Source organism: Nocardia carnea (genome assembly GCF_029868855.1).
In the GTDB taxonomy this organism is placed as follows: Bacteria; Actinomycetota; Actinomycetes; order Mycobacteriales; family Mycobacteriaceae; genus Nocardia; species Nocardia carnea_A.
Window position 1 is genome coordinate 1 of the sequence record NZ_JARWOV010000103.1, and the last position, 12446, is coordinate 12446.

General features: G+C 68.1%; 10 protein-coding genes. All 10 read left to right on the forward strand.

Annotated elements, in window-relative coordinates; translation table 11 throughout:
- The first annotated feature begins 210 nt into the window (after positions 1–210).
- Positions 211–2409 (forward strand): bifunctional SulP family inorganic anion transporter/carbonic anhydrase, encoded by a 2199-nt coding sequence (locus tag QH195_RS09440; RefSeq protein WP_280435077.1) that lies wholly within the window; start codon positions 211–213, stop codon positions 2407–2409.
- A 122-nt stretch (positions 2410–2531) separates the two neighbouring features.
- Complete coding sequence (locus QH195_RS09445; protein WP_348536849.1) at positions 2532–3041, forward strand: TIGR02611 family protein; 510 nt, start codon at positions 2532–2534, stop codon at positions 3039–3041.
- Positions 3008–3706 (forward strand): (2Fe-2S)-binding protein, encoded by a 699-nt coding sequence (locus tag QH195_RS09450; RefSeq protein ID WP_280435073.1) that lies wholly within the window; start codon positions 3008–3010, stop codon positions 3704–3706. The genes QH195_RS09445 and QH195_RS09450 overlap by 34 nt, the downstream gene beginning before the upstream one ends.
- A gap of 438 nt (positions 3707–4144) precedes the next feature.
- A complete protein-coding gene (gene thrS / locus QH195_RS09455) occupies positions 4145–6217 on the forward strand; it encodes a threonine--tRNA ligase (RefSeq protein ID WP_280423180.1) in 2073 nt (690 codons plus the stop codon).
- A gap of 36 nt (positions 6218–6253) precedes the next feature.
- The gene (locus QH195_RS09460; protein WP_280423181.1) at positions 6254–6853 is read left to right on the forward strand and encodes an HIT family protein; all 600 of its coding nucleotides are present in this window, start codon (positions 6254–6256) and stop codon (positions 6851–6853) included.
- Positions 6854–7522 carry a phosphatidylinositol phosphate synthase gene (pgsA, locus tag QH195_RS09465; RefSeq protein ID WP_280435074.1) on the forward strand — a complete coding sequence of 223 codons (669 nt, stop codon included), beginning with the start codon at positions 6854–6856 and terminating at the stop codon, positions 7520–7522.
- Positions 7519–8490 (forward strand): phosphatidylinositol mannoside acyltransferase, encoded by a 972-nt coding sequence (locus tag QH195_RS09470; RefSeq protein ID WP_280423183.1) that lies wholly within the window; start codon positions 7519–7521, stop codon positions 8488–8490. Before pgsA ends, QH195_RS09470 begins: the two co-directional genes overlap by 4 nt.
- The gene (locus QH195_RS09475) at positions 8487–9611 is read left to right on the forward strand and encodes a glycosyltransferase family 4 protein (RefSeq protein WP_280435075.1); all 1125 of its coding nucleotides are present in this window, start codon (positions 8487–8489) and stop codon (positions 9609–9611) included. Before QH195_RS09470 ends, QH195_RS09475 begins: the two co-directional genes overlap by 4 nt.
- Positions 9611–10669 carry an NUDIX hydrolase gene (locus QH195_RS09480; protein WP_280435079.1) on the forward strand — a complete coding sequence of 353 codons (1059 nt, stop codon included), beginning with the start codon at positions 9611–9613 and terminating at the stop codon, positions 10667–10669. Before QH195_RS09475 ends, QH195_RS09480 begins: the two co-directional genes overlap by 1 nt.
- Positions 10670–11261: 592 nt before the next feature.
- The gene (pdxS, locus tag QH195_RS09485; protein ID WP_280435076.1) at positions 11262–12182 is read left to right on the forward strand and encodes a pyridoxal 5'-phosphate synthase lyase subunit PdxS; all 921 of its coding nucleotides are present in this window, start codon (positions 11262–11264) and stop codon (positions 12180–12182) included.
- The last annotated feature ends 264 nt before the right edge of the window (positions 12183–12446 follow it).

Below are 12446 nucleotides of genomic sequence, written 5' to 3' on the forward strand. Positions count from 1 at the left end.
CGCGGTGGCGATACTGACCAATGACGGCCTGCTGGCCGTTGCGGGCCTGCTGAATGTGCAAACTCTTCCGCTGGTGCTCGCGGTGGGGCTCTCCTGCCGCCCCCCAACAAAACCCCCCCCCCCCCCCTCCACCACCCCCTCCCCCCCCCCCGCGCCCCCCCCCCCCCCCCGGGGCCCGGTAGCCGTTTCCGATCTCCCCGTCTCACCTCGATCCTGCGCCACGACGTACCCGCCTCGATCGTGGTATTTCTTGTCGCGCTGCCGCTTTCGCTGGGCATCGCGATCGCCTCCGGCGCCCCCGTGGCGGCCGGGCTCATCGCCGCCGTAATCGGCGGCATCGTCGCCGGATCCCTCGGCGGCTCCGCGCTGCAGGTGAGCGGTCCGGCCGCGGGCCTCACCGTGATCGTCGCCGAATCGATCCACCAATTCGGTTGGAAGGTCACCTGTTTCATCGTTGTCGCGGCCGGTGTCCTGCAGATCCTCTTCGGGCTGAGCCGGATCGCCAGGGCGGCGCTGGCCGTGGCTCCGGTGGTGGTGCACGCGATGCTCGCCGGTATCGGTATCACCATCGCGTTGCAGCAGCTGCACGTACTGCTGGGCGGGGAATCCAACAGCACCGCGTGGAACAACATCACCGAGCTTCCCGCGCAACTGCTTTCGCTGCACGGACCCGCGACCTTGCTCGGACTCGTCGTCATCGCCATCATGCTCGGCTGGAAGTACCTGCCCGAACGGGTCCGGGTCGTACCCGGGGCCCTGGCCGCGATCGTGGTGGCCACCGCACTGTCGCTGGTGCTGTCCATGGACGTCAAACGGGTCACCATCGACGGTTCGCTGTTCGACGCGATCGGCCTGCCCGAACTGCCCCGCAGCGACTGGGCCGCGATCGTGGTGATGATCCTGACCTTCGCCCTCATCGCCAGCGTGGAGAGCCTGCTCTCGGCCGTCGCGATCGACAAGATGCATACCGGCCCGCGCGCCGATTTCGATCGGGAGATGATCGGCCAGGGATCGGCGAACGTCCTGTCCGGTCTGCTCGGCGGCCTGCCCGTCACCGGTGTGATCGTGCGCAGTTCCACCAACGTCGCCGCGGGAGCGCGCAGCCGGGCCTCGGCCGTACTGCACGGCGTCTGGCTGCTCGTCTTCTCGGTGGCCCTCGTCTCGCTGGTCGAACAGATCCCGCTGGCCGCACTGGCCGGTCTGCTGATCGTCATCGGCGTGCAGTTGGTGAAACTGGCCCATATCCGGCTCGCCCATCGCACCGGCGATCTGCTCGTCTACGCGGTCACGCTGCTCGCGGTCGTGTTCCTGAACCTGCTCGAAGGTGTGCTCATCGGCCTGGCACTGGCCTTCGCGCTGTTGATCTGGCGCGTGGTGCGGGTCGCGGTCACCGCGGAACCGCTCGGCGGTACCGACCGCTGGCTCATCCGCATCGACGGTTCCTGCACCTTCCTGTCGCTGCCGAAACTGTCCACCACGTTCGCGACGGTGCCGCCGGGCGTCGCGGTCACCGTGGAGATGACCGTCGACTTCCTCGACCACGCCGCCTACGACGCCATCACCGACTGGGCGCGCCAGCACGAGAGCAACGGTGGCACGGTCGATTTCGTCGAGATCGGCGAGGCACGAATGGCACGTGCCGAGGCGGCGCCACCGTCGCGCAGCCTCGGCCGCGTGGTACTCGACGATGTCCTCGGGCCGTGGCGGGTCGACCGCAACGGGTCGGCGGACGGATCCGGCCACAACGGTGATCCACTGGTCACCGGTATCGCCGCCTACCACCGCAGCCACGCGCACCTGATGCGGCCGCATCTCGACGAACTCCGCGACGCACAGGATCCCGACTCGTTCTTCCTCACCTGCTCCGACTCCCGGATCGTGCCCAATGTGATCACCAACAGCGGTCCGGGCGATCTGTTCACCGTGCGCAATGTCGGCAACCTGGTGCCCGAACAGGGGGACGCCTCCGTCGAAGCGGCTCTCGTCTTCGCGCTCGAGAAGCTGAACGTGCGCTCGGTGGTGGTGTGCGGGCACTCCTCCTGCGGGGCGATGGGTGCCCTGCATTCGGGAGAATCCGCCGGCCCCGGAATCGACAACTGGCTCGAACACGGACAGCCGAGCCTGGCCCGCTACCGCGCCGGTCACGCGGTGGGCCGGGCCGCCGAAGCCGTCGGCTTCGGGCCGGTGGAGCAGTTGAGCATGGTCAATATCGCCGTTCAGCTGGAAAATCTGCACCGGCATCCGTCGGTCCGCCGCGCCGTGGCGGAACGCGGGGTCACCGTCTCCGGGTTGTTCTTCGATATCGCCAGCGCCCGCCTCATCCAGGTTCGCGTGGACGGGATAGCGCCGATCGAGAACGACGGTGTGCTGGAACAGTTACACCGCGAACCGGCCTCGGCCGGCAAGTAACACTCGGCGTAGTAGCGAGGCCGGGACTTTTCCGCACAGCGGCGAAGTCCCGGCTTCCGGCCGCCACGGGACCGGTACTGCACGTCGGGGCTCGGGGCGTCGGGCCTCGTTAGGCTGGATTCGTGGAGAACTCTTCCGATACTGCGGTCGGGCGGGGCGCCGGGAGCGCCGAGGCCGCATCGACGCCGGGCACCGAGTCGGCTGCGCGAGACGACGGCGGGCCGGAACGGTCGGGGCCTGCCTTCTGGCGCGCCTTCCGCGGACGAATCGCCGGGCGGCCTACGCTCGAGCTGGTCTACCGGGTCGGGGTGGCTGTGGTCGGCACGGTGGTGCTGGTGGTCGGCGTGATCACCATTCCGTTCCCCGGGCCCGGTTGGGCACTGGTATTCGCCGGTATCGGCATCCTCGCCACCGAATTCGCGGTGGCGCGGCGCGCGCTGGTCTGGTTGCGGGACAGATACCGGCGCGGTATGGCCTGGTATATCTCCCGCGGGCCGTTGATGCAGGTGCTGGCGTTCCTGGCGACCTGTGTGGTGGTTGTGGCCACGCTGTGGGTACTCGGTACGTTCGGATTGGTCGGCGGCTGGATCGGAGTCGAATGGCAGTGGTTGCACAGTCCCTTGATGTCGTGAAGGCGGCGCCGGGGGAGATGCTGGCGGACGAATCGTGGCTGGCCGCCCGGATCGCGGAGCTCAACGCGTCCTGGCGTACCGATTCGATGCGGGTGGGCGCCACCCTGTGGTGGTGTATGACCGCTTCGGCGCTGGTCGAGCCGGTGGTACGGGCGCTGGTCCGGAAGACGCCGATCCCGCCGCCCACGCTGGACCGGCTGGAACTGTCGTTACGCCCCGACGGCACGGTCGAGAAGACACGAATCCTCGATGCCGATGCCGATGCCGATGCCGATGCCGCCGGACGAACCGAGGTGTGCGCCGAGGACTCTCCGGACTTCGGTGCAGTCCCGGGCGCGCTGCGTGCGACCCTCTCCACCGTGATCGATCGGATCGCCGCTGTCTCCGGAGTGCGTGAGCCGGCGCTGTGGGCCGTTGTCACCGATGTCGTCGCCAGCTGGGCGGTCGACGCTCGGGCACCGCAGATCGGGCGGCGGCTGGCCGCCGAGATCGGGCCGGCCCTGCCCGCGCCGCGGTTCGTCGATATCGCCGGCCGGGCATTCGTGCGGCGCGCCTCATGCTGCCTGGTCTACGAGGCCCCGGGCTGTGAGAAATGTGTCAGCTGTCCCAAGCGCCCACCCGCCGAGCGCGAAGCCCTGCTCGAGGACTACGCACGGCGCTCCTGACGTCTGAGCTCTCGGCACCGGGCGACGCCCATGAAACCGAGCGGTACACGGTGAACCGCGGCCCCCTCGATGGATGATTCGGCCACCTGTCCGGGCGGCCCCGCTCGTGGCCTCGCTGGTTCTCGCTTCCGGTCGGCCGGTCACCGTGTATTTCACGGCGCATGCCGTTCGCCCGGCATCCACGACCTCGGGACGTGGCCGTCGACGACGAAGACCGGCGGCGGACGGCGGGCTGCGCAGGCCCCGCAGTCCGTCCCGTCCGGTCCATCGACACGCGTCCGGGTGTGTCCCGATAGCATGGTCGCGGCCGGGCACTGCCCGGTTACCGATCGACGGACGAGCCGCCACCGAACCGGAGTAGCCGGGGGTGGCGCGGTCCGTCCGAAGCCGAGCGAGCCGGAGCGGATCCGGCCGCGGAAACCCGAGGAGAGCGCCACCGTGACCACCACAGCCCCCCGCAGCCCAGTCACCCCCGTCCGGGTGCCGGCCGGGACTACGGCGGGCGCCGCGGTTCGTGAGGCGGGTTTGCCGACCAAGGGCCCGGAGACCGTGGTGGTCGTCCGGGACGCCGCGGGTGATCTGAAGGATCTCTCCTGGGCGCCGGAACTCGATACCGAGGTCATCCCGGTCGCCGCGAACACCGAGGACGGCCGCAGCGTGATCCGGCATTCGGCCGCGCATGTGCTCGCCCAGGCGGTGCAGCAGGAGTTCCCCGAGGCGGTGCTGGGCATCGGCCCGCCCATCAAGGACGGCTTCTACTACGACTTCCGGGTCGACCGGCCCTTCACTCCCGAGGATCTGGCGAAGCTGGAAACCCGGATGAAGAAGATCGTCAAGGGCGCGCAGCGCTTCTCCCGGCGGGTGGTCGAGGTGGACCAGGCGCGTATCGAGTTGGCGAAGGAGCCGTTCAAACTCGAATTGATCGGGGACAAATCCGGGATCGACGATCCGGAGATCATGGAGGTCGGCGGTAACGAGCTGACCATCTACGACAATCTCGATCCGCGCAGCGGCGAACGGATCTGGGGCGATCTGTGCCGGGGTCCGCATATCCCCACCACGAAATTCATTCCGGCGTTCAAACTGACCCGCAGTTCCGCTGCCTACTGGCGCGGCGACCAGAACCGCGAAGGCCTGCAACGGATCTACGGCACCGCCTGGGAATCCGCGGAGGCCCAGGACGACTACCTGACCATGCTCGCCGAGGCCGAGAAGCGCGATCACCGCAAACTCGGTGCCGAACTGGACCTCTTCTCCTTCCCCGACGAGCTCGGTTCCGGCCTGCCGGTGTTCCATCCGAAGGGCGGCATCATCCGCAAGGAGATGGAGGACTACTCACGCCGGCAGCATGTCGAAGCGGGCTACGAATTCGTCAACACTCCGCATATCACCAAGGCACATCTGTTCGAGACCTCCAAACATCTCGAGTGGTATGCCGAGGGCATGTACCCGCCCATGCATCTGGACGCCGAACTCAACGAGGACGGCACCGTTCGTAAGCCGGGGCAGGACTACTACCTCAAACCGATGAACTGCCCGATGCACAACCTGATCTACCGGTCGCGCGGCCGGTCGTATCGGGAACTGCCGCTGCGGTTGTTCGAATTCGGTTCGGTGTACCGGTACGAGAAATCCGGTGTGGTGCACGGCCTTACCCGGGCCCGCGGTTTCACTCAGGACGACGCGCATATCTACTGCACCCAGGAACAGGTCGTCGAGGAACTGACCGGCACCTTGCGGTTCGTGCTGGACCTGCTGAAGGCCTACGGCCTCGACGATTTCTACCTGGAACTGTCCACCAAGGATCCGGAGAAGTACGTCGGCTCCGACGAACTGTGGGACGAGGCGACCGAGACCCTGCGCCAGGTCGGGGTGGCCTCCGGGCTGGAACTCGTCCCGGATCCGGGCGGCGCCGCGTTCTACGGCCCGAAGATCTCGGTGCAGACCCGGGATGCGCTGGGCCGCAACTGGCAGATGTCGACCATCCAGCTCGACTTCTTCGAACCCGGCCTGTTCGAACTCGAATACACCGCCTCCGACGGCACCAAGAAACAGCCGGTGATGATCCACCGCGCGCTGTTCGGGTCGATCGAGCGCTTCTTCGGAGTACTCACCGAGCATTACGCGGGTGCCTTCCCGGCCTGGCTGGCGCCGGTGCAGGTGGTGGGGATCCCGGTCGCCGACACCTTCGTCGAACACCTCGACGGTGTGGTCGCACAACTGCGGTCGGCCGGTGTCCGCGCGGAGGTGGACCGCGGTGACGACCGCATGCAGAAGAAGATCTTCAACCACACCGCGCAGAAGGTGCCGTTCATGCTGCTGGCCGGCGCGCGAGATGTGGAAGCGGGTGCGGTGAGCTTCCGATTCCGCGACGGGACCCAGGTCAACGGGGTGCCGGTGGCCGATGCGGTACGAGTGGTCGTGGACTGGGTGCAGCGCCGGGACAACACCTCACCCACCGCGGATTCGGTTCGTCCCCTGGTGGACGGTGCGGGCGGTGCGCCGGAGTGATACCGGGTCCGCCCGGGCGGGGAAAGGGTATGGATTATGAGTGAGCGCACGGTGCCGGACGGTCTGACCGGATCGGAAGCCGCTGCGGCCGAGCGGGCCGAGGAGATCGTGGACCGCGGTGCGGGCGAACCGGACCGGTTGCAGCGGTTGTGGACGCCGTACCGGATGTCCTATATCGCGGAGGCCGCCACCTCGGCGCCCAAGGGCGCCACCGGCCATCCCTTCACCGATATCCCCACCATGTCCGATGAGGACGGGCTGGTCGTGGCCCGCGGTGAGCAGGTGTACGCGGTGCTGAACCTGTACCCCTACAACCCCGGGCACATGATGGTGGTGCCGTATCGCCGGGTGGCGAATCTGGAGGATCTCACCGCCGCCGAGGCCGCGGAACTCATGGAGTTCACCCAGCGTGCCATCCGGACGATGAAGAAGGTGTCGCGCCCGCACGGGTTCAATGTGGGGCTCAATCTGGGCGGGGTCGCCGGCGGTTCCCTCGCCGACCACCTGCATCAGCACATCGTGCCCCGCTGGGGCGGGGATGCCAATTTCATCACCGTGATCGGTGGAGCGAAGGTTATGCCGCAGTTGCTCCGCGAAACCCGGGCCCTGCTGGCGGCGGCCTGGGAGGAGGCGTAGGTGCTGAGCATCTTCGGGCGGGCGACCTTCGCCAAGGCCACCGCGCCGCTCGGTAGAGCGCTGGTGAGTACCGGGCTCACTCCGGACGCCGTCACGCTGATCGGTACCGCTGCCTCGATCGCGGCCGCCGTCACCCTGTTCCCTACCGGACATCTGTTCTGGGGGACCATGGTGATCTGGCTGTTCGTCATGTTCGACATGCTCGACGGGGCGATGGCCCGGGCACGTGGCGGCGGAACCCGCTACGGCGCCGTTCTCGACGCCACCTGCGACCGGGTGGCCGACGGGGCGATCTTCGGGGGGCTGGCCTGGTGGGCGGTGTACCACGAGCAGAGCAAACCGCTGTTCGTCGCGACCCTCGTGGTGCTGGTGACCTCGCAGGTCATCTCGTATGCCAAGGCGCGCGCCGAGGCCAGCGGGCTGTCCGCCGACGGCGGGCTCATCGAGCGGCCGGACCGGCTGGTGATCGTGCTCGTCGGCGCCGGACTGACCGGTATCGGCGGCCACTGGGGCATCGAATGGCTGACCTGGGCGGTCCATGTGGCCATGTGGATCCTGGCCGTGCTCAGTATCGTCACCGTCGCCCAGCGGGTGCTGGCGGTACGTAATTCGCCGGGAGCCCGCGAGATCCTGGGCACGTCGAATTCGGGAACGGAGCAGCCGTCGTGAGTGGGTGGCGGGCGAAGCTGAGCGACCGCGGTTATGCCGCCGGCTGGCGTCTGGTGCGGGCCCTGCCCGAACCTGCGGCGCGCGCTGTATTCGACCGCGGTGCCGATTTCGCGGCGCGTAAAGGCGGGCCCGCGCAGTTGCGGCGTAATCTCGCCCGTGTGCTCGGGACGGTGCCGGAAGCGGTACCCGACGAACTCGTGCGGGCGAGTATGCGCTCCTACGCCAGGTACTGGCGGGAAGCGTTCCGGTTACCGTCCATGGACCACCGGGATCTGGTGGAATCCGGCCGGATCGTCGTCCAGGGCCGCGAGCATCTCGATGCCGCGCTGGCCCGGGGCCGGGGTGTGGTGTTCGTGCTGCCGCATTCGGGGAACTGGGATATGGCCGGGACCTGGCTGGTGCAGAACTACGGAACCTTCACCACCGTCGCCGAACGGCTGAAACCGGAATCGTTGTTCGAGCGATTCGTCGCCTACCGGGAAAGTCTCGGTTTCGAAGTGTTCCCGCTGACCGGCGGCGAACAACCGCCGTTCACCGCGCTGGCGCAGCGGCTGCGGGCGAACCAGGTGGTGTGCCTGATGGGGGAACGCGATCTGACCGGGCGCGGAATCCCGGTGACCTTCTTCGGTGAACGCACCTGGATGCCCGCGGGTTCGGCGAAACTCGCCGTCGAAACCGGTGCCGCGCTGATGCCGGTGCACGTCTGGTTCACCGTCGACGACACCGGCCGCGAAGGCTGGGTGGTGCGCACACAGGAACCTCTCGACGTCTCCGCCGGTGTCGCCGCCGCGACCCAGGCGCTGGCCGATTGTTTCGCCGCAGGTATCGCCGACCACCCCGCCGACTGGCATATGTTGCAGCCGCTGTGGGAAACGGATCTGTCCGAAGCCCGGCTGGACCGGATCGCCGCCGAACAGGCGCGGCGCGGCAGCAGGCAGGTCGGCTCCGGGGAAGAATTCGCCCGATGAAGATCGGCATGGTCTGCCCCTACTCGTTCGATGTTCCGGGGGGCGTGCAGGCGCATGTGGTGGAACTGGCGCAGGTCTTCCGGGAGCGCGGGCACAAGGTGAGTGTGCTGGCGCCCGCGTCGGACGATACCGAACTACCCGATTTCGTGGTTTCGGCCGGACGTGCCGTCGCCATCCCGTACAACGGGTCGGTGGCCCGGTTGTCGTTCGGACCCACGGCGTACACGCGGATCCGGAAGTGGATCGAGGGCAACGATTTCGATGTCCTGCACATCCACGAACCGAACGCGCCGAGTCTGTCCATGCTGGCGCTGAAGATCGCCGAGGGTCCGATCGTGGCCACCTTCCACACCTCCACCACCAAATCGCTGATACTGGCCACTTTCCAAGGTGTCCTCCGGCCGTATCACGAGAAGATCAGCGGGCGGATCGCGGTGTCGGAACTGGCCCGGCGCTGGCAGGTCGAGGCGCTCGGCTCGGATGCGGTGGAGATTCCGAACGGTGTCGATGTGCAGGCGTTCAGCCGGGCACCGCTGCTACCCGGCTATCCGCGGGCCGGGAAGACCGTACTGTTCCTCGGCCGCTACGACGAGCCCCGCAAGGGGATGCAGGTACTGCTGGGTGCGCTACCGGCCCTGGTCGACCGGCATCCGCATGTCGAGATCCTGGTCGTGGGCCGTGGTGACGAGGAGCGCCTGCGCCGGGAGGCCGGACCGCTCGCTCGGCACCTGCGCTTCCTCGGGCAGGTGTCCGATACGGAGAAGGCTTCGGCCATGCGGAGCGCGGACGTCTATGTGGCGCCGAACCTCGGCGGGGAGAGTTTCGGCATCATCCTGATCGAGGCCATGGCCGCCGGGACCGCGGTGGTCGCCAGCGAACTGGACGCGTTCCGGCGGGTCCTGCGCGACGGCGCGGCCGGTGTACTGGTCCCGACCGGTGATTCCGCAGCCCTGGCCGGTGCACTCGACGAACTGCTCACCGACGATATCCGCCGGGCGGAACTGGTGCGTACCGCGACGCAGGTGGTCGGGTCCTACGACTGGCCGGTGGTGGCCGAACAGATCCTGCGCGTCTACGAAACCGTGGTGGTCGGCGATCTGCGGGTCCGGGTGGCCGAATGATCACCTTCTCCGCGACCACCGTCCTGGTTCTCGCGCTGGTCGCCGCCCTCGTCGTGGCGCTGGGGGTCTGGGCGTATTCCACGGCGAACCGCCTGGACCGTCTCCACGTGCGCACCGACCTCGCCTGGCATGCGCTCGACGGGGCACTGGCACGCCGGGCCGTGGTGGCGCGCGCGGTCGCGGTATCCCTGCGCGGACCCGCCCCGCCCGATTCCGCCGCCGACCCGAAACCCGCCGAACTCGCCCGCCGCCTGACCGTCCTGGCCGACCGGGCCGAACGCACCGGCCGCGAGGACCGCGAGGCGGTGGAGAACCAGCTGGCCGTCACCCTGTCGGCCGTCGATATCGCCCGGCTGCCCCCGCAGCAGGTGGCCGAACTCGCCGATGCCGAAGCCCGGGTGCTCATCGCCCGCCGGTTCCACAACGACGCCGTCCGCGACACCCTCGCACTGCGCACCCGCCGCCCGGTGCGCTGGTTGCGCCTGGGCGGCACCGCACCCGTGCCCACCTATTTCGAGATCGCGGAACGCGCCACCCCGGCGGCGGCGACCGGCCTGGACGTCGACACCACCCGGGTCTCGGCCCGGGTCGCCATCCTGGACGAGCAGGACCGGATCCTGCTCATGCGCGGCCACGATCCGATGCTCCCGGAAGTGTCGTTCTGGTTCACCGTCGGCGGCGGTGTGGAATCGGGGGAGAGCCTGCGCGCGGCGGCGGTCCGGGAACTCCACGAGGAAACCGGGTACACGGCCGACCCGGCCGCTCTCCGCGGGCCGCTCTGGCGCCGGGTGGCGGTTTTCCCGTTCAACGGCGACCTGATCCGCTCCGAAGAACTCTTCTTCGCCCTGCGGGTCACCGAGTTCGCGCCCGAACCAGCCAACCTGACCTACGTCGAACAGCGCTCGATCACCGGTAGCCGCTGGTGCGGTCCGGCCGATATCCGGGCCTTGGACGCCGCCGGGGAAACGGTGTATCCCTACGACCTCGATGAGCTGCTGCCCGAAGCGGCCCGGGCGGCCGACGCCGAGATCGACCCTGAGGTGCGGTCGATCCGTTAGTGCCGACCGTCCAGCCGTGACGGCGACTGCATGAGGCTTCACGGTCGAGCCTCGCACTGCACCGCGAACCCGCGACAACGCCGATCCCCGCCGGACCGAAACACTGAAATCGGTTGACGGCCCCGCCGAACGCCCGGTGGGGCGTGAAATTCGGCGAGGCCGTGTACGGGGTCGGACCGGAGGGCCGAACGTCCGCACCGGCGCGCCGAGAGAACTGTGACGGGACTCACTCGGCGTGATAACGTCAGCGCAGTTTGGCGCACCGAGGTTGTGTCGATTCGGTGTGTGGAGGTGAAGAAGTGTCCTACATCCTGTTCGATTACCTGCTGCCGATTCTCGGACCCAGCGCCGCTGAGTACTGGGCGAAGTTGCTGGTGGTCAACCCGATCTGAGTCGGTTTCTCATGCCCCGCCGGGCCGGTGTCGCACCGGTCCGGCGGTGTTTTGTCCGGTCCAGTTTCCGGGGTGGTGTGCATAACACCAGGTCGTGATCAGTCCAGTGTGCTCGGACTGGATATGAAGGCCGTTTCGGGGCGCACCTAGAATCGTGGTGTTCATCGACGATTTCCCCTGCACCGGACACAGGAGCTGCCGTGACCACGCCCGAGACCGCCCAGACCACCGAAGCGACCCGCGAGGCCGGTACCGCCCGCGTGAAGCGCGGTATGGCCGAGATGCTCAAGGGCGGGGTGATCATGGATGTGGTCACCCCGGACCAGGCCAAGATCGCCGAGGATGCCGGTGCCGTCGCGGTGATGGCGCTCGAGCGGGTACCCGCCGATATCCGCGCCCAGGGCGGCGTCTCCCGGATGAGCGATCCGGACATGATCGACGGGATCATCGAGGCCGTCTCCATCCCGGTGATGGCCAAGGCACGGATCGGGCATTTCGTGGAAGCGCAGGTGCTGCAGAGCCTCGGAGTCGACTACATCGACGAATCCGAGGTGCTCACCCCGGCCGATTACGCCAATCACATCGATAAATGGCAGTTCACCGTCCCGTTCGTCTGTGGTGCCACCAATCTCGGTGAGGCGCTGCGCCGGATCACCGAGGGCGCGGCGATGATCCGCTCCAAGGGTGAGGCCGGCACCGGTGACGTTTCCAACGCCACCACCCATATGCGGCAGATCCGCCAGGAGATCGCCCGGCTCGGCTCCCTGCCGGCCGACGAACTCTATGTCGCCGCCAAGGAGTTGCAGGCGCCCTACGAGCTGGTCCGCGAAGTCGCCGAAACCGGGAAACTGCCGGTGGTGCTGTTCACCGCGGGCGGTATCGCCACCCCCGCCGATGCCGCGATGATGATGCAGCTCGGCGCCGAAGGCGTATTCGTGGGTTCGGGCATCTTCAAGTCCGGTAACCCCGAACAGCGTGCGAGCGCCATCGTGAAGGCCACCACCTTCTACGACGACCCCGATGTGCTGGCCAAGGTTTGCCGCGGCCTCGGTGAGGCGATGGTGGGTATCAACGTCGAGGAGATCGCCCAGCCGCACCGTCTCGCCGAACGCGGCTGGTAACGGTCGCATTCTCCGCTGCTCCGCCTCGGAGCCCGGCATGCAGGCGTGAGCGCCGGTGTCCTCCTGGATGCCGGTGACGGCCGACGAGGGACGTGCGCCGATGTCTCGTGTACCGGCGCACGTCCCCGGCTCCGATGGAAAGTACCCGTACCCGAAGGGCAATAGCTCCGGTGCGGGCCTTGTGCGTGGGCCTACTCGTTCTCGGCGATGCTCTTCATCGCCTTCCATCCGTGCGTGACGCCGCCACCGGCGCGCAGGGCGGCG

What these genes read in the sequence shown, in the direction of transcription:
- QH195_RS09450 (WP_280435073.1), top strand. Translation starts at nt 3,008, where the DNA reads ATGGCAGTGGTTGCACAGTCCCTTGATGTCGTGAAGGCGGCGCCGGGG.
- QH195_RS09460 (WP_280423181.1), top strand. Translation starts at nt 6,254, where the DNA reads ATGAGTGAGCGCACGGTGCCGGACGGTCTGACCGGATCGGAAGCCGCT.
- QH195_RS09475 (WP_280435075.1), top strand. Translation starts at nt 8,487, where the DNA reads ATGAAGATCGGCATGGTCTGCCCCTACTCGTTCGATGTTCCGGGGGGC.